Raw genomic sequence first — 16,450 nt, forward strand, 5'->3', positions numbered from 1 at the left:
GAATTTTTTAGGATGGAGAATCTGATTTTTTAGTGAAAAGTACATTAGGACAGAAATAGCCTGCCAACAAGGAAGGGCGTAATTGCTGAAGTCCTGCCGTAGGCTCGTAGGCAAGTACTTCCCCAGCAAGTTTGTTAAATCGCTTATAATCAAAGCCGATGGCATGCTTGTATTTTAACAGGATACCTGCAATTGCTTCGTTAAAGTGGGCATGATTTGTCTTTTGCAGAAATGGCTCCAGTACGGCATGGGTGCGGTCTCCTGCCTCGCTTTTGGAAAGTAGAAAATAAATCAATTGGCCTGCCCCAAAGGCATAAGCATCATCCGTGGCAAAGTGAACATCTGTCCCGTCCACCACCTGGGATGTTTCGGTTTTGTGTGCTTCAATTTTACTTGGCATAGAAGTAGGTTTTTGAGTTTTGTCAAAATAAGAATAGAGACTGAAGTAAATATTCAGTTTGGTTTTAATGGCATATTCTTTATTGCTTTCAAGGTTTCTGAGATCATCCAAAATACCGGTCATGCAGATGTCCTCAAACTGCTGCCTACCGATACTCTTGCGCATAGACTTATAAATAAAGTCATAGATCGGCCTGCGGTATTTAAGGAGTAAGGTAAATAGGGCTGCCCGATAGTATTTAGGATCCATCTCATCAAAATAGCGCATGGTTATGCTACCTTTTTTGTCATCAATTTTGATCAATGCATTGTTAAAAAGCTCTCTAACCACCATGCGCTCAAAGTCGAAAACTGATTTTAGGCGGATAGAGGGTTTCGGTAATTTATCCTTGTCTTTGATTTCGGTAACGTTTTCAATAGTCCAATAGGCATTTTCGCCGTCTGGATCTTTTTCTTCACTGAGGTGGTATCTGAACTTGCTCACATAGTCAAAATCCTGTATAGCTCCGCCGGAAAAATAGAGCAGGTAATAGTTGCCCAAATCCTTATCTCTTTTCCATAATTCACTGATAATCTCCCGATGCGAGAGTTTTTTATCTTTCGATCTATGGAAGAGATTTATGGCATCTTTTGTAAGCTCAGGCTTATCGATAAAAATTGGGGCTGGGTTAGGAACCAATCGTTTGTTCGTATAAACCTGAAATTCTGAGAGTGCCTTTGCTTCTGAGGCACTGATTCTGGAAGTGATGTCAAAAGAGGCTGTTTGATGGGTGAGAAAAGGTTTTTTACTGTTAAAACCATTGTGAAAATTGCTGGTTCCAAGTATTTCTTCTCCAAATTCTATATTAAATTCCGCTGTGTTGAAAAGTCCTTCTGATAAATAGATTTCCTGAAAAGTCCGGTATTTTTCTAAAGGTTCATCCCTGTAAAAAATTACATAGTCGCTCCCCTCTAATTCCCCGTATTCCGGAATTGTCTCCAAAAGGGAGTTCATTTCATTTTTTAGAAAAAATTTAAACTGGATAGTTTTCTGTTTCTCAATCTCATCCAGACCAAATTTTTCTTCGAATGTTTTTCCAAAATATGTTTCAAAACGCTCAATTATGTTTGCTTTTTTGCCATCAGTTGGATATTTGTCTCCCCCTATCCAAGACTCTCTCTTGAAAGCAATACAAAAAGGGCTCGCCGAGTGTAACCCCTTCATCGGTAGATCAAAACACTTATTAGTATCTATCATCCAAGCCGCTTCCTGCCTAGCAGCACAATCATTTAAAAACTGTGAAGCTGCTCCATGCTTTTTACCCAAACAGCGTTCGATTTCCAGATTCTTCCCGTTTCCGTCTTTATCAAAACCAATCAGAATATGTAGCCCAGCTTTGGGTTCAACGGCCAAGGCTTTTACTGAGTCAGGGATGTCATTTACGAATTGTACCAGTTCTTTTATCATATCTTTTAATTTTTCACCCCCACACATCCAAATCCCTGACTGCCCAAATGCCCGAATCCGGCATAATAGCCAATCTCCTGCAATTCAACCGGAGCAGCTAATTCGAATTCATAGCTATACCCGATCAGCTTGGTCTGTTGGGCTGTCAGCTGCTTAATGGTCACACCGTTTTTGTATATTTTTCCCGTAACTTTCAAACCCAAAGAAGGACGCTCATCCACCACTCCAACCCCGCCATCCGGGTACACTGTGGATAGCGCAACACTCTTGGAGATTAGATTCTCCAAAATCAAATCTCCATATCCATCCTCCACAGGACTTAAATAATCCTCCCCTCCTGACGGACGCTTTCGCCTGATCAGAATGGGAGATAAACATCGATAATGCATTACTTTCTGAAAAATGGGTGTTGACACACTTTCTATCCGTTGTACCTGATAGGTAGTACCAGAAATTTTATCCCCCAGAAATATCTCCTGGTTCATAAATAGCCCTTTCACAAATTCCTCGGCTATTCTATCCACCAAAAAACTTACCTCTACCCGTACCTCTCTACCATAATGTTCTATCCTACCGGATTCCGCCAATACCTTAAACCCCCGGAAAAACATCCTCGAAAAAGAAAAAAGGCGGAAAGGCCTTCCATTTGCCCTGTATCCTTGATGATGTAGGAAATCGGCAAAGCCAGAATCAGCCTGATCTACAATCCGATAAATCGCTGATGAAAGCTCATATTGGTAATTGATAGGGATAAATTTTCCTGTTCCTGTGCGCTCTAAAACTATATTAAATCTCATCGGATGGGGTTTAATTATATTAACATGACTAAAATAAATGACTCAGAATTCGCAGCCTAATTATTGACGCTAACTGTCACATAATCTTTAACTAATAGGTTAACTGATTCTCAGTTAATCTCTGATGGTTCAAGAAGCCATGGACTGAACTTATGTCCTTCGAATAAAAACATGAGTTGGCAGCCATCTTCCGGTCTAAAAGTTTTTCCAAGAAAGAAATTTAATAAAGAGAAAAAAATACCCTGTACAGGGTATTTTTCAGGAAAAACGACTAAAAAGTGAGCAGGATTTACAGATTTGGTTCGAATTACGGAATAAAACAAGACGCCACCACTTCATTCCTCCCCGATAGAAATCCCAAGCTTCTCCCCTCCTATCCTTTTCCTGCCTGGTGGTAATGTATGCGCTAGGGACGGGTTGAAAAAATGGAATCTCCATCGCTCCTGCCCATAAAAGAGACCTTATTAAAAATCCAGACGAATGAATTGCAACTCAGCCCGTAGCTAAAATCATAAAAATAAATTTCTGTAAACTTTTTGTTAGATTAGACTAACTTTATACTTTTGTATATCTAATAACGAAACATGAAATCGAGCATGACTCAAATGTTACACACTGGGATGATTTTCTGTATAGCGAGATTCTCCCGATCCGCCGCGGCGGACGGGACAGGCTATCTGACCATTGAAAATCAAAATATAAACACATGAAAAAGCTTTTCCTGATAATTCTCGGTTGCCTGGCATTTGCCTGTGAACAAATCATTCCCGGCTCTCCAGCAGACAACGAAATACTCGATGGGCCTTTGGAGGACCTTACTACTGCTGAACAGGCTCAATTTCTGGCTGGTGATCTGGCTTTTAATGAGGAGGTTTTCACAGCAAATAATGGACTGGGGCCGCTTTTTGTAGCGACTTCCTGCGGCAGCTGTCATGCAGGTGATGGCAAAGGTCATCCCTTTACTACCTTGACTCGTTTTGGCCAGACGGCACCTAATACATTACCCAACTTATCTATAGGTGGTCCTCAATTACAAAATCGGGCATTACCCGGATACATACCGGAAAAATTACCTGATGGTGTCCCTTTCATGAAAATGACCCCTCCGGCAGTGACTGGATTGGGTTTACTTGCAGCCCTCACAGATGAGCAAATCTTGGCTAATACTGATCCCAACGATCTGGATGGAGACGGGATTTCTGGGGTACCCAATTATGTGTTTCCACCAGCTTATTTTATTCCGCAGGCGTTTCACCAGAAAGAAACTGATCGCTACATCGGCCGCTTTGGTAAAAAAGCTGCTGCAATAGACCTGCTGCAGCAGACCGTCAGTGCCTATAATCAGGATATGGGGATCATCTCCACCTTTGAACCGGTGGATCCTAGTTCAGGACTGACCATTGACCCTGAGGTAAGTGATCAGACTATCAGGGATGTGGTTTTTTACCTTCGAACTCTCAAGGCCCCCCTACCACGTTCACCTGTAGATCAACAGGTCATTCAGGGAAAAGTATTATTCAGTCAGATCCAATGCGACGCCTGCCATATATCAGAATGGAAGACCCCAATCTCGGATATAGCAGCCCTTTCCAACAAAACCTTTTTTCCTTATACCGATCTATTACTACATGACATGGGCCCGGAACTAGACGACGGAGCAACTGAAGGTTCCGCTGAAACCTACGAATGGAGGACGCCTCCACTTTGGGGATTAGGTCTTTCACCTAACTCACAAGGAGGCAGCTATTTCCTCATGCACGATGGCCGGGCAACGAGTATTGAAGCGGCTATTCTGTTACATGGTGGAGAGGCAACCGACAGCCGTGCGCAGTTTGAGTCCCTTTCGGCAAAGGAAAAAGACGCCTTATTACGATTTCTGAAATCTCTTTAACACTCCTCTCGATGAAAAGAAAAGAATTTTTAAAGACCTGTGGCTGGGGATGTTTAAGTCTCATCGCCGGGGCATCCAGTTTGACTTCCTGTGCGGGCACCAAGTATCTTCCTGCCGCCCTTGAAGGAGGATTTATGCTGGTACCTCTGGATGCATTTCTGGTAAATGCGGAAGATAATCTAGACAATTACAGGCCGTATTTAGTGGCGCACAACGAATCCTTGCAATACCCCATCGCAGTATTCAGGAATTCGGAAACTGACTACAGGGCTTTGTGGATGCGCTGTACCCACCAAGGTACTGAGCTACAGGTGTTTGGTGACAGATTCCAATGTCCCGCCCATGGAAGTGAGTTCACCAATACTGGAGCTGTTCAGAACGGGCCAGCTGACAGTCCATTACGCAGCTTTCCCGTGCAGATTGAAGCCAATTCCATAAAAATCGACCTCAGATGAAATCGAGCATGACTCAAGTGTCACACAGAGGGATGATTATATCCCAGCATACACCGCAACAGCAGATATGCTTGTTCTTAGGGCACGTAAGGCTGTCGCAGCAGCGAGCCAGGCGGCTGGCCTGCGGGGTGAAGCTTTGCTGGCGTCTTGACGTTTTGGTTCTTTTGCGACAAGGCAAAAGAACAAAAGAAATTGAACATGACCCAAGCGATACTTAAGAGAACGATTATTAAATCCTTCAGGTGTTTTTTCGAATTCCGCAGGCGTTTAACTAAGAAATCTAAATTATAATCAGATGAAAAAGTATATACTCTTACCTGTCTTGCTGTTTGCTTTGGAATCAAAGGCGCAGATCGACAGTACTTTGCTAAAAAGAACGCCAATAGATACTACTGACGCCCATACCATGAACATGGATGCGGTGTACAACCGTCCGTTTCTTCAGATAGGCAATTTACCGGCCTCCATTGGCGGCTATGTGGAGGCAGATTATCAGTACATGGGCGAAGATGGAATCACCGATGGACACAGTTTTCGTATTCCGCGTTTTACCCTTTTTGTAGCTTCCTCAATTCACAGAAAAATCAAATTCCTTTCGGAGATCGAATTGGAAGAAGGCGGAAGAAAAATATCCATAGAGTTTGCTGCCTTAGACATTAATTTCCATCCAATGCTCAACCTCAGAGGAGGTGTAGTCATGAATCCCATCGGGGCTTTTAACCAAAACCATGACGGACCCAAGTGGGAATTCGTGGATCGGCCCATTGCCATGACAGATATGCTCCCCGCTACCTGGAGCAATGTAGGGTTTGGCCTTTATGGAAAATACTATGCAGAGGATTGGGCATTCGGCTACGAAGCCTACCTCACCAATGGGTTTGACAACAGTATCATCAGTAATAACCAGAACAAAACCTTCCTTCCAGCAGCTAAAGAGAGTGCCGATCGTTTTGAAGAAAGTAGCAATGGGCAACCATTACTCACAGGGAAAATTGCTGTCAGCAACCTCAAGATCGGTGAAATAGGGCTATCCTACATGGGGGGCGTTTACAACCAATTTGAGAAAGATGGTCTTACACTGGACAGTAAAAGACGCTTAGACGTATTGGCTGTGGATTTCAATACCACCATTTCCAAGACCAATACCTACCTGGTGGGAGAATGGGCCTGGGTATTGGTGGATGTGCCGGAGACCTACAGTCAGCAATTTGGTGATCGGCAGCAGGGAGGCTTTGTAGATGTAGTTCAACCCATTCTGAGAGGCAAGCTGGCAGGCTTCGATGGGGCAACTTTAAGTCTGGCCTGCAGACTGGAGTTCGTGGATTGGAACCTGGGTACTTTCCGGGAAACCGGTAGCACTATTTCGGATGATCTCTGGGCGGTAGTACCGGCAGTCAGCTTTCGTCCTGCACCACAGACTGTCATCCGGCTCAATTATCGGCACATGAGGCATCAAGATTTTCTAGGTAATCCACCCTCAAAGATCGGTGGAATACAAGTCGGGGTATCAAGCTATTTTTAAAATCCTATTTTATTTCTGGGAATGATATGTATTTAAGCACTTGCTTAAATACATATCATTCCCCATATTTGTTTAAGCAATCACTTAAATACACATAGGATGAGTAAAGCAACACCGAATACATGTATCCGTGCATATGCCGATGGAATTCAGATCGAGAGGTGTAAAGAAGATTTGAAAAACAAGGAGCTACCTTTATTAGAACTGGCAGAAGTGTTGTCTATGACTGGAAATCCTGTCCGTCTTAAAATCATGTACCTATTGCAGCTAGAAAGTCAGCTTTGTCCTTGTGATATGTCAGACATCCTGAGCATGACCCTTCCTTCCATTTCCCAACATTTGAAAAAGCTGAAAGATGCCGGATTAGTGACAACCAAGAAATCTGGACAAACCATTTACTATTCGTTGCAAGAGGGGAGTCAACAGATCATTTTTTCATTGCTCGATTTATTGGGTTATTCAAAATCAATTCCGGTATTATGAGAAATCCCTTGTTAATCAGCAGCATGATCGCTGCACTGATAAGTTCCCTTTGCTGCATTACCCCTGTGATTGCTTTGGTAGCCGGGATTAGCGGATTGGCTTCCACTTTCTCCTGGTTAGATCCTGCACGGCCTTTTTTTGTGGTTATTACTATTGCTGTATTAGGGATTGCCTGGTATATAAAGTTTAGGACCAAGGCCAAATATGAAGTTAATTGTGAGTGTGAACCTGCCCATTCCTCGTTCTGGCATACAAGAAAATTCCTCGCCATTGTTACAATTTTTGTGGTCTTAATGCTCACATTCCCACTTTACGCACAAATTTTCTACCCCAAAGCTGAAAAATCGATAATCGTGGTTGATGAGTCAGATATTCAGACCGCCACGTTTAAAATCAATGGGATGACGTGTAATGCATGTGCGGTACATGTTGACCATGAAGTTAATAGGCTAAGTGGAATTATTAAAGTGTCAACTTCTTATGAAAAAGGGAATGCTATAGTGGAGTTTGACAAGACCAAAACTAGCTTTTCGAAAATTGAGGAAGCCATAAACTCAACTGGATATTCAGTAACCAATAAAAAAGCACGCTAATGAAAATCATCATGGAATCCACCATCACCTGTCCACAGTGCGGGTATCAGAAAGATGAAAAAATGCCAACTGATGCTTGCCAGTATTTTTACGAATGTAAAAACTGTCTCCAGGTACTAAAACCAAAAGCAGGAGATTGTTGCGTGTACTGCTCCTATGGTACAGTCAAATGCCCCTCCATACAGCTAAAAGGAGGCAATTGCTGCTAAATTAGTTTGTATTTTGCAATACCCTTGCACCCTATTAATCTTATAATTGCATCTCGATGAATTTCATTCTTTACATATCATTCAGTGGTCTATTCCTGATGCAATCCATGGGGTCTACTATGGATCTAGGCTCAGTGTTACAGAAGCATCCTGTATTTATAGAGCATTATCAGGAGCAGGCACAGCATAACGGGACTTCATTAGTAGAGTTCGTAGATTTTCATTATGGAGATGAACAAGATACCCAAGACCACCACCATACTGATGAGCATGACAATAATGGAACGAAAGAAGTACTTGCTTCAGACCGTTGAGCGTTAATCCCAAATCCGACTTAATCCTACTACCTGCCTATCAGGTGCATTGCCAAATTGAATTAAAAAGGCCATTTTACTTTACTGACTTCTGGCTGGAAAAAAGGAATGTTAAGAGAAAACCTACTACAAAAATGGTGAGTGTCCCCATCACAATGGTCAAATTGGTATGCAGTGTGTTTTGAAAACCTGCCAGACTCGTTCCTTTCAAAAGAACCGCAGATAGGCTCATCCACCCAATGACTATCACTCCGCACAGTACACCGATGGCTGCGGCTTTGCCAGAAGCTTTTTTGACTACAAAACCCAATAGGAACAAGCCTAAAATCCCACCACTAAAAATCGATGAAAGTGCCCACCAAGCATCCAACGCACTGGTAACGCCATTGAAAGCTAATGCTACCACGATACTAAGCACTCCCATCACAAATGAACTGATCAACAACACCCGCATGGATTGCTTCTCAGTGGCATTTTTGTGAATATATTTTCTATAATGATCTGAAAGAAAAACAGTCGCGGAACTGTTGATACTGGTAGAAACAGTACTCATCCCCGCTGCAAAAATTGAGGCAATCAAAATCCCGGTTACTCCGACTGGAAGCCCAGATACGATGAAATAGGGAAATACTTTATCTGCATTTTCAGCCAGCTGTAATTCAGCCGGCAACAAACTCGGATAGGCTTGATAGTAGGAAAAAAGGGCTGTTCCAATGAAGAAAAACAAGAGTGAGACCGGCACATAAAGTAAGCTTCCAAGCCAAGTGGATTTGATAGCTTCTTTCTCCGTTTTGGCAGTGATATAACGCTGAACGTAGCTCTGATCAATCCCGAAATTCTGAAGATTGATAAACAAGCCATAGACCAGAATCATCCAGAAAGTCGATTCTACAAAATTGAACTTGATACTCCCTAAGCTGAATTTATCAGCTTCAGCGGCTATCGTGAATACTTCTCCCGGACCGTTCGGCATGGAGAACAAAATCACGATAAGGCAAAGCAAAGCACCTCCTATCAAAACTATTCCCTGAATAGCATCAGTCCAGATCACCGCTTCTATCCCTCCCAGCATGGCATATACCATGACGCTTATTCCGGTGCAAATGATAATCAAAGGAATACTCCAGCCAAAGAGTGCATTCATCGGAAGAGCCAAGAGATACATGATAGCTCCCATCCGAGCCAACTGAGTCAACAAATAACAAATCGAGGCATACACTCTGGCCCAGGAACCAAAACGAGTTTCCAGATAATAATAGGCTGACTCACTTTTAAGGTTTCTATACAACGGTACAAAGTACTTGACCGCAATCCAAGCGGCAAAAGGAATGGAGAGGCTAAATACAAAGCCATTCCAATTAGATAAATAAGCATTACCGGGAAGTGCAAGGAAACTGATGCTACTTACAAAAGTGGCAAAAATTGACATTCCAATCGCCCAACTCGGAAGTCGGCCTCCACCTGTAGTGTATTCCAGTGCAGTTCTTTTCCTGAAGGAAAAAGAAATGCCAAATAGCACAATTGCGGTCATGTAAACTAAAAATACGACTAAATCTATGATCGGTAAATCCATTTATGGGTAGGTATCTTGGGGTTTATAATGCACTAAAATAGGAAACAATACAATCAGAAGTGGCAAGCTAAAAACTCTGAAAGTAGACAATTGCTTTTTCTATGAGAAGATCATCAATAACTCGCTAGGTAGCAGCTTAAAATACCAGATATTTTGTCAGTATGAAAATCAAGAAATTACTTTTTGTTTCCTTTTTTATGCAATTTCATCTGAGTATTTATCTCCCAAAATTCATTTAAAACAAAGTTAGTATGCTTGAAATTACGCGTTTGGACCATATACTGATCACCCTCCCAACTAATACCAGGGAAGAGGCTAGGCGATTTTATACCGAAAAGCTGTTGCTAAAAGAAATACCAGGCACTCATCCCAATGGCGCTATTTGGATAGAAATGGGCGATGTAGAACTGCATATTCGCGAAGAAGAAGGGCATCAAAGTAATTCCGCTAGGCATCCTGCCTTGGTGGTAGAAGACTTGGAAAAAACCAAAGCTTTCCTGCAAAAGGAAAACATCGAAATCAGTTATTCATCCTTGATTGAAGGTCGTGAGCGTTGCTTCTTCAGGGATCCTTGGGGCAATAGATTTGAGTTGATTGAATTTGATAAATAGAAATTTGGCCTCCTTTCACATGGATTACTTTAAAAAACAGTTATCAAATCGTGCTTACTTTCTGATCCAATAGATTTGGATACAGTAGGGAAATCAGATAAATCACACCTTTTAAAATCCCTTTAAAAAGTAAGCTTTTTCTACAATCACCTAATTTTCAAAGGCGATCAATCAGGAATTACGGCCATTTAAAATTATTCTTCTGCTATAATCGCTGATTTTTTACTTTCTTCGGGCAAATAATAGACACAGATTACACTTGTTTCAGAAATTCTAAGTTTTAAAAACACATGACATCGAGCATGACTCAAGCGTCACACAGAATGGTGATTATCAAATATGCGAGATTCCATCCCGTTTCCTTCGTCACGGGACAGGTTATGACCTTAAAAAAACAAATTATAAACAGATGAAAGAAATTGTAGAAGCTATTAACGCAGTTGTTTGGAGTAATGCACTGATCTTTCTTTGCTTGGCTGCCGGAATATATTTCTCCTTTGCCACCAAATTTCTTCAGGTCACTTACCTCCGAGAGATGGTTCGACTCTTGTTCAAGGGAGAATCCTCTGAACAGGGCGTGTCATCCTTTCAGGCATTCGCGATTGCCATATCGGGAAGGGTAGGAACAGGAAATATCGCCGGAGTAGCCACCGCCATTGCCATGGGAGGTCCTGGAGCCATCTTTTGGATGTGGGTGATTGCTTTCCTTGGCGCATCATCGGCATTTGTAGAATCTACCTTGGGTCAGATTTACAAAGAAGTAAACAATGGCGAGTATAGGGGTGGACCAGCCTATTACATAGAAAAAGGAATCGGCAAAAAATGGTATGCTATGCTCTTTGCTTTTTCTACCATCCTGGCGACGGCCTTATTTATGCCGGGTGTTCAAAGCAATAGTATTGCCTTGAGTATGGACAATGCATTCGGCATACCAGTGGAATATACTGGTGTTTTTGTAACTGTATTTATGGGTTTGATCATCCTTGGCGGAGTGAAAAGAATCAGTAAAGTAGCAGAGGTCGTGATTCCTTTTATGGCTGCAGCCTATGTCCTGATGGCTGTGGTTATTATTTCTATAAACATCACTCAGGTACCGGCGGTTTTTGTATTAATATTCAAATCTGCATTTAATATGGAGGCAGCTTTCAGTGGCGTATTTGGTATGGCTATCGCTTGGGGAGTAAAAAGAGGTATTTATTCTAACGAAGCAGGCCAGGGAACTGCCCCTCACGCTGCTTCTGCTGCTGAAGTTAGTCACCCTGTGAAGCAAGGTTTGGTTCAGTCATTTTCAGTGTATGTGGATACGCTTTTTGTGTGTACCGCTACAGCGCTTATGATTTTATTTACCGGTCAATTCAATGTGCTCAATCCTGATGGGGGATTTATAGTAGAAAATCTACCTGGAGTTGCCTTTGGGCCAGAATACACACAGTTTGCCATTGCCTCCCAATTCCCTTCGCTTGGAGCAGGTTTCGTAGCCGTTTCCTTGCTGTTTTTCGCTTTCACCACTATCATGGCTTATTACTATATCGCAGAGACTAATCTTAGTTATTTGCTCAGAAATTCTACTAACAAATGGGGCATTTGGGTACTCAGAATCGGTATTTTGGGAGCCACATTCTATGGATCTATCAAAACTGCCCAGATGGCCTGGACCATGGGTGATATCGGCGTGGGACTAATGGCTTGGCTCAACATCATAGCAATCATCCTTCTCCGCAAGCCAGCTTTCAAAGCTTTGGCTGATTACAAGAAGCAGAAGAAGCAAGGCAAAGATCCAGTCTTCATTGCCAAAGATGTAGGCATTGAGAATGCTGACTTCTGGAAGTAAGTAAAGCATAGGGATTTTAACCACAGAGACCACAAAGGTTCGCAAAGAATAAATTGTAATATGTGTATTCGCTTAACTGCACGTATGTACTTTGAAGTAATGCTAGAAGTTCAAATTTGGCAATTTCCCCTTTTCTAAAAGTGGGCAAGGGGGATTTTTTCAGGCTTGAACTAGACATAATTTTAGTACGTGCATTCATGCGGATACACATAAAGTGTAAACATCCTTTGCCCTGCTTATCCTAAAAGAGGATAATTTTGTAAAACCTTTTAATTGTAGTTGGATGATAAACTCATCATAGAAAGGCCGGAAAATTAAAAAACTGATAATTTCCAAAAGATCATCAATCCTATTCGAAAGCCGGCACTTTATTGTCAGTTTTTTTTGGTAATTTGAACGAGATAATTAATTTCGGTTAATATAACCAACTGAATAGCTACTTGTTGCGAAATACATGCAATGAATGATCGCGTGGGAAACGTCGCTGATTTACTAGAACTAATGAAGACTACTACTACTACTACTACTACTATGAAAAAGCTAAGAACTGTGCTGGTTTGCATCTGTCTATTGAGCTTTTTGGGTTGCGATACCGATGAATTTGCTCCTTCAAATATGGATGTGGACAGATACGTGGAATTATTAAAAAAAGGTAAATACGAGCCTTTCGAACTACCGGATTTCTCTTATAAAGATATCCCTGCACTTCTAGCCTATAGAAATGAAACGCAACTCATAAGCAATTTTCCTACTAACTGGATTTCTTCCGCATGGTTTCCTGAGTGTAGCTTAGGAATGTATGTATTGTGGACTATAGAATCTATCCGTGCAAGAGCAATAGACAGTGAATACTTGATTGGCACATTTCCATCCCAAAATCCTGTAGTCGAGAAAAAAGATGCCGCCGGGGGAATAGAACAGGGAAATGAGGTTCAAGAATTAATTGCCAAATCATACCAGGACTGGTGGAACAGTTACAAGAACAAGGACTTTGATCAGTTTAAAGGAATTGATCCTTTGATGAACACTGAATATCGGTGGCATTAACTGCATGTCCTGCTTCTGGCAGCAGTTTCTTAAAGTCGATTAAGCACAGAGGTTTACACGAAGAATATTTTTTGATTTTGAGTGTTTTAAGAATTAAACGCATATTAGAGAGGGCATACTACTTTCACTTTTCGTTAAAAACTTAAGTGTTTGGAATATAATTAAGTTTGTCCTGATATGTTAAGTAAGTAGTTTTTCAGCTAATAATAGATTTGATTTACTGCCGTTACTTTATAAAACTCAATTGATCATCCCTCTCAATCTATGAACGCTAGGCTACTTTTTCTTCTAATCATTCCAACACTTTTTTCAACAGCACTTTTTGCGCAGCAAAATAGAAACCCCTCCCCACCAAAACCTCGGCTGCTGGTCTTGACGGACATTTCTACGTGGGAACCCGATGATAGCGAATCACTAGTTAGATTGCTTGTACACGCAGATTTGTACGAAATAGAAGGCCTCGTATTCACCACTGGCTGGAGCCTGGATAGAACGCGGGATGAGTTCATAGGCCTGATCCATGACGCGATAGATGCGTATGAAAAAGATCTTCCAAATCTCCTCAAACGCTCTGACCAAAAGAGTTTTATTTCAGATGAATCACAGCAAAACATAGGCTACTGGCCAAGTCCGGATTACCTGCGAAGCATTACGGTGTTTGGAAGTAAAAACAGAGGATATAAATTCATCGGGGAAGGAAACAATTCACCTGGAAGTGATTTGATTATCAAACTTGCAGATGAGGCTGATCAGCGGCCACTGTGGATTACGGTTTGGGGAGGGGGCAACACACTGGCACAGGCGATCTGGCAAGTGAAGCAGGAAAGAAGTGAAGCTGAATTGAAGGAATTTCTTCACAAAATCCCCACTTACACGATCACTGATCAAGACAGAGGTCAAAAAGATGACTATTCTATTAGCTCACATCAATGGATGCGGAAAGAATTCAAAGACGATTTACTTTTCATTTGGGACGAAGTAGCCTGGAAATTTCAAAATGGAGCAGGGAAAAACAATTGGGAAGAATATGCTAATCAAATCCAAACACATGGGAATCTCGGTAAAGTCTACCCCAAATTTAAATATGGAGTTGAGGGCGATACGCCAGCTTTTTTACACTTAATGCCAAATGGGTTGAATGACCCATTGGTTCCANACACATGGGAATCTCGGTAAAGTCTACCCCAAATTTAAATATGGAGTTGAGGGCGATACGCCAGCTTTTTTACACTTAATGCCAAATGGGTTGAATGACCCATTGGTTCCAGCTCAAGTCGGTTGGGGTGGCTATTTCGAATGGGCTCTCAGTCTCGACAAGGAAACCTATGCATTCACCAATCACCAGTCTCCAGTCAGTGAAAAGGCCAGCGCGTATGAGGAGCACTTCTACCCCGCCACTTTCAATAATTTCGCCGCCAGGATGGACTGGGCAAACGAAGGAAAAGGAAATCGGAATCCAATAGTAGTCATCAATAAGAATGAAGGAATAGAGCTTCTAAGAGTAAAAGCAAGGAAACGACAAACTGTTATGCTCGATGCTTCCAAATCATATGACTCTGAAGATGATGAGCTAAGCTTCAACTGGTGGATTATTCCTGAAGCAGGCACGTATAAAGGCAATTTTTCTATTCCTAACAGCGATTCAAAAAGGATTAAATTTGATCTCCCAAAGGATATATCTGGAAAGACAATTCATGTGATCTGCGAAGTGACAGACTATGGGACTCCCAATCTTACCAGCTATCGCAGAATCATTATTGAAGGAAAATAAACTATCTCTCCCAGCCAAAAAACCATGAAAACCAATCTCCTTTTCACACTACTTTTCGCACTCACATTTTCAACGACACATGCGCAAGAAACTAGCTATCTCAGCATGAGTTGGAAGGATGTAGCTACCAAAATGCCTGAAGCTTGGTATGGATCGGAGGAAGCGAAAGCTGTTGCAGAGAATGTCATGCTTACTCAAAAGGATATTGGTGGATGGGAGAAAAACAAAGCATATCATCAGGACTTATCCGATTCAGAAAGGGCGGAAATCAAAGCCGATAAATCTAAAACCGGAGCCACATTTGACAATGGAGCCACTATTACCGAAATGAGATTTCTAGCGAAAGTATATGGGCACAGTCAGGATTCTCGCTATAAAGAGGCATTTGAGAAAGGCTTGAATTACATCTTCATCTCCCAATATGACAATGGTGGATGGCCCCAGTTCTACCCAGTTCGCACAGGATCTGTCGCTTATTCTGGACACATTACCTACAATGATGATGCGATGGTGAATACCTTGAGGTTTCTCAGGGAGATTTACTCAGAGGACAATGCTTATTCAGCATTGAAACTGGATCCAAAGGTTATAGCACAAGCTCAAAAATCATTTGACGCAGGAATTGATTGCATTCTGAAAACTCAAATAGTCGTGGATGGAACCCCTACCGTTTGGTGCGCTCAGCATGATGAAAAAACACTCACTCCGGCAAATGCCCGCACCTATGAACTAGCTTCTTTTAGCGGCTCGGAGTCGGTACGCATTGTTCAGTTACTGATGGAGTTGGAAAATCCTTCTAAGGAAGTCATCGCTTCCATAGATGGTGCTGTCAACTGGTTTGAAAAGCACAAAATTGAAGGCATAAAACTAGAAACCAAAATTGACGAAGATGGCAAAAAGAATAGATTAGTGATTTCTGACAGGAACGCTCCTCCCCTATGGGCTCGCTTTTATGATTTGGAAACCGAAAAACCATTCTTCTCTGATCGGGATGGCATTAAAAAGAATTCACTGGCAGAAATCGGCCACGAACGTCGAAACGGCTATAGCTGGTACACCGACGAACCTGCAAAGGTTTTGAAAAAATATCCGGAGTGGAAAAAGCAGGTAGAAGGGAAATAGTTAGAAAGCCGATACTTGTTGTCGGCTTTTTCATTTTTAGTTTGCTGATTTTTAAAATAACCCAAATTCAACCGGTATTTATCGTTATTCAACATCTGCTTTAAATTAGATTCCTAATTTGTTCTCATAACAACAATTTAATTCAATTCCGATCAGTCAAACAGAGTTGATTTTAAGTATAAAATCAAAATTGCTGGGTTAAGGAATTTTTACCAAAATTTTTAGTATTAAGATTACTGCATTTGAAATCTTAGTAAATGTTTTTAGAGGTGTCCCTATAATTGCATATATTTATACTGTTAAAAATGCAAGAAATGGATATTTTTCGAGGTCAGGAGATTATAGAGTTCAGTCAACGCTTCCACAGCGAGTTGGATTGCAAGAA

19 protein-coding genes are annotated in these 16,450 nt (G+C 41.6%); 16 read left to right on the forward strand and 3 right to left on the reverse strand.

The window, feature by feature from the left end:
* Positions 1 to 7: 7 nt before the first annotated feature.
* Positions 8 to 1,846 (reverse strand): hypothetical protein, encoded by a 1,839-nt coding sequence (locus U3A58_RS09120; protein ID WP_323823106.1) that lies wholly within the window; start codon positions 1,844 to 1,846, stop codon positions 8 to 10.
* A 5-nt stretch (positions 1,847 to 1,851) separates the two neighbouring features.
* The gene (gene cas6, locus U3A58_RS09125; protein WP_323823107.1) at positions 1,852 to 2,643 is read right to left on the reverse strand and encodes a CRISPR-associated endoribonuclease Cas6; all 792 of its coding nucleotides are present in this window, start codon (positions 2,641 to 2,643) and stop codon (positions 1,852 to 1,854) included.
* Positions 2,644 to 3,227: 584 nt separating this feature from the next.
* Between cas6 and U3A58_RS09130 the strand changes: the two genes are divergently transcribed.
* From U3A58_RS09130 to U3A58_RS09170, 9 genes are all read left to right on the forward strand, one after another.
* Complete coding sequence (locus U3A58_RS09130) at positions 3,228 to 3,353, forward strand: hypothetical protein (protein ID WP_323823108.1); 126 nt, start codon at positions 3,228 to 3,230, stop codon at positions 3,351 to 3,353.
* On the forward strand, positions 3,350 to 4,534 hold the full coding sequence (locus U3A58_RS09135) for a di-heme oxidoredictase family protein (protein WP_323823109.1): 1,185 nt from the start codon (positions 3,350 to 3,352) through the stop codon (positions 4,532 to 4,534). The genes U3A58_RS09130 and U3A58_RS09135 overlap by 4 nt, the downstream gene beginning before the upstream one ends.
* An 11-nt stretch (positions 4,535 to 4,545) precedes the next feature.
* Positions 4,546 to 4,989, forward strand: coding sequence for a QcrA and Rieske domain-containing protein (locus U3A58_RS09140; protein WP_323823110.1), 444 nt, complete (start codon positions 4,546 to 4,548; stop codon positions 4,987 to 4,989).
* Positions 4,986 to 5,207 carry a hypothetical protein gene (locus U3A58_RS09145; protein WP_323823111.1) on the forward strand — a complete coding sequence of 74 codons (222 nt, stop codon included), beginning with the start codon at positions 4,986 to 4,988 and terminating at the stop codon, positions 5,205 to 5,207. Before U3A58_RS09140 ends, U3A58_RS09145 begins: the two co-directional genes overlap by 4 nt.
* A 77-nt stretch (positions 5,208 to 5,284) precedes the next feature.
* Entirely contained in the window at positions 5,285 to 6,511 is a 1,227-nt protein-coding gene (locus tag U3A58_RS09150) for a hypothetical protein (RefSeq protein ID WP_323823112.1), read from the forward strand.
* A gap of 99 nt (positions 6,512 to 6,610) precedes the next feature.
* Positions 6,611 to 6,994, forward strand: a complete 384-nt coding sequence (locus U3A58_RS09155) for an ArsR/SmtB family transcription factor (protein ID WP_323823113.1) — start codon at positions 6,611 to 6,613, stop codon at positions 6,992 to 6,994.
* Positions 6,991 to 7,587 (forward strand): mercuric transport protein MerTP, encoded by a 597-nt coding sequence (gene merTP / locus U3A58_RS09160; protein ID WP_323823114.1) that lies wholly within the window; start codon positions 6,991 to 6,993, stop codon positions 7,585 to 7,587. The genes U3A58_RS09155 and merTP overlap by 4 nt, the downstream gene beginning before the upstream one ends.
* On the forward strand, positions 7,587 to 7,796 hold the full coding sequence (locus tag U3A58_RS09165) for a GDCCVxC domain-containing (seleno)protein (protein ID WP_323823115.1): 210 nt from the start codon (positions 7,587 to 7,589) through the stop codon (positions 7,794 to 7,796). The genes merTP and U3A58_RS09165 overlap by 1 nt, the downstream gene beginning before the upstream one ends.
* Positions 7,797 to 7,852: 56 nt before the next feature.
* Positions 7,853 to 8,110, forward strand: coding sequence for a hypothetical protein (locus tag U3A58_RS09170; RefSeq protein ID WP_323823116.1), 258 nt, complete (start codon positions 7,853 to 7,855; stop codon positions 8,108 to 8,110).
* Between the two features lie 76 nt (positions 8,111 to 8,186).
* Here U3A58_RS09170 and U3A58_RS09175 read toward each other — a convergent pair whose 3' ends face one another.
* The gene (locus U3A58_RS09175; RefSeq protein WP_323823117.1) at positions 8,187 to 9,683 is read right to left on the reverse strand and encodes a sodium:solute symporter family protein; all 1,497 of its coding nucleotides are present in this window, start codon (positions 9,681 to 9,683) and stop codon (positions 8,187 to 8,189) included.
* A gap of 251 nt (positions 9,684 to 9,934) precedes the next feature.
* On the opposite strand from U3A58_RS09175, the gene U3A58_RS09180 reads away from it, so the two are divergent.
* The 7 genes from U3A58_RS09180 (at position 9,935) to pelA (ending at position 16,065) form a co-directional block, all read left to right on the forward strand.
* Positions 9,935 to 10,294 (forward strand): VOC family protein, encoded by a 360-nt coding sequence (locus U3A58_RS09180; protein ID WP_323823118.1) that lies wholly within the window; start codon positions 9,935 to 9,937, stop codon positions 10,292 to 10,294.
* Positions 10,295 to 10,584: 290 nt separating this feature from the next.
* Positions 10,585 to 10,707: a hypothetical protein gene (locus tag U3A58_RS09185; protein WP_323823119.1), complete on the forward strand. Its 123-nt coding sequence runs from the start codon at positions 10,585 to 10,587 to the stop codon at positions 10,705 to 10,707.
* On the forward strand, positions 10,704 to 12,125 hold the full coding sequence (locus tag U3A58_RS09190; protein WP_323823120.1) for an alanine/glycine:cation symporter family protein: 1,422 nt from the start codon (positions 10,704 to 10,706) through the stop codon (positions 12,123 to 12,125). The genes U3A58_RS09185 and U3A58_RS09190 overlap by 4 nt, the downstream gene beginning before the upstream one ends.
* Positions 12,126 to 12,626: 501 nt before the next feature.
* Complete coding sequence (locus U3A58_RS09195) at positions 12,627 to 13,172, forward strand: DUF4943 family protein (RefSeq protein WP_323823121.1); 546 nt, start codon at positions 12,627 to 12,629, stop codon at positions 13,170 to 13,172.
* 264 nt (positions 13,173 to 13,436) lie between these two features.
* Positions 13,437 to 14,348 carry a DUF1593 domain-containing protein gene (locus tag U3A58_RS09200; protein WP_323823122.1) on the forward strand — a complete coding sequence of 304 codons (912 nt, stop codon included), beginning with the start codon at positions 13,437 to 13,439 and terminating at the stop codon, positions 14,346 to 14,348.
* Positions 14,311 to 14,943 (forward strand): nucleoside hydrolase-like domain-containing protein, encoded by a 633-nt coding sequence (locus tag U3A58_RS09205; RefSeq protein WP_323823123.1) that lies wholly within the window; start codon positions 14,311 to 14,313, stop codon positions 14,941 to 14,943. Before U3A58_RS09200 ends, U3A58_RS09205 begins: the two co-directional genes overlap by 38 nt.
* 24 nt (positions 14,944 to 14,967) lie before the next feature.
* Positions 14,968 to 16,065: a pectate lyase gene (gene pelA, locus U3A58_RS09210; RefSeq protein WP_323823124.1), complete on the forward strand. Its 1,098-nt coding sequence runs from the start codon at positions 14,968 to 14,970 to the stop codon at positions 16,063 to 16,065.
* Positions 16,066 to 16,450: the final 385 nt, after the last annotated feature.

Source organism: Algoriphagus persicinus (assembly GCF_035156415.1).
Classification (GTDB): domain Bacteria; phylum Bacteroidota; class Bacteroidia; order Cytophagales; family Cyclobacteriaceae; genus Algoriphagus; species Algoriphagus persicinus.

What these genes read in the sequence shown, in the direction of transcription:
- U3A58_RS09170 (WP_323823116.1), top strand. Translation starts at nt 7,853, where the DNA reads ATGAATTTCATTCTTTACATATCATTCAGTGGTCTATTCCTGATGCAA.
- U3A58_RS09180 (WP_323823118.1), top strand. Translation starts at nt 9,935, where the DNA reads ATGCTTGAAATTACGCGTTTGGACCATATACTGATCACCCTCCCAACT.
- U3A58_RS09120 (WP_323823106.1), bottom strand. Translation starts at nt 1,846, where the DNA reads ATGATAAAAGAACTGGTACAATTCGTAAATGACATCCCTGACTCAGTA.
- U3A58_RS09165 (WP_323823115.1), top strand. Translation starts at nt 7,587, where the DNA reads ATGAAAATCATCATGGAATCCACCATCACCTGTCCACAGTGCGGGTAT.
- U3A58_RS09150 (WP_323823112.1), top strand. Translation starts at nt 5,285, where the DNA reads ATGAAAAAGTATATACTCTTACCTGTCTTGCTGTTTGCTTTGGAATCA.
- merTP (WP_323823114.1), top strand. Translation starts at nt 6,991, where the DNA reads ATGAGAAATCCCTTGTTAATCAGCAGCATGATCGCTGCACTGATAAGT.
- pelA (WP_323823124.1), top strand. Translation starts at nt 14,968, where the DNA reads ATGAAAACCAATCTCCTTTTCACACTACTTTTCGCACTCACATTTTCA.
- U3A58_RS09185 (WP_323823119.1), top strand. Translation starts at nt 10,585, where the DNA reads ATGACATCGAGCATGACTCAAGCGTCACACAGAATGGTGATTATCAAA.
- U3A58_RS09175 (WP_323823117.1), bottom strand. Translation starts at nt 9,683, where the DNA reads ATGGATTTACCGATCATAGATTTAGTCGTATTTTTAGTTTACATGACC.
- cas6 (WP_323823107.1), bottom strand. Translation starts at nt 2,643, where the DNA reads ATGAGATTTAATATAGTTTTAGAGCGCACAGGAACAGGAAAATTTATC.
- U3A58_RS09195 (WP_323823121.1), top strand. Translation starts at nt 12,627, where the DNA reads ATGAAGACTACTACTACTACTACTACTACTATGAAAAAGCTAAGAACT.
- U3A58_RS09145 (WP_323823111.1), top strand. Translation starts at nt 4,986, where the DNA reads ATGAAATCGAGCATGACTCAAGTGTCACACAGAGGGATGATTATATCC.
- U3A58_RS09135 (WP_323823109.1), top strand. Translation starts at nt 3,350, where the DNA reads ATGAAAAAGCTTTTCCTGATAATTCTCGGTTGCCTGGCATTTGCCTGT.
- U3A58_RS09130 (WP_323823108.1), top strand. Translation starts at nt 3,228, where the DNA reads ATGAAATCGAGCATGACTCAAATGTTACACACTGGGATGATTTTCTGT.
- U3A58_RS09140 (WP_323823110.1), top strand. Translation starts at nt 4,546, where the DNA reads ATGAAAAGAAAAGAATTTTTAAAGACCTGTGGCTGGGGATGTTTAAGT.
- U3A58_RS09155 (WP_323823113.1), top strand. Translation starts at nt 6,611, where the DNA reads ATGAGTAAAGCAACACCGAATACATGTATCCGTGCATATGCCGATGGA.
- U3A58_RS09190 (WP_323823120.1), top strand. Translation starts at nt 10,704, where the DNA reads ATGAAAGAAATTGTAGAAGCTATTAACGCAGTTGTTTGGAGTAATGCA.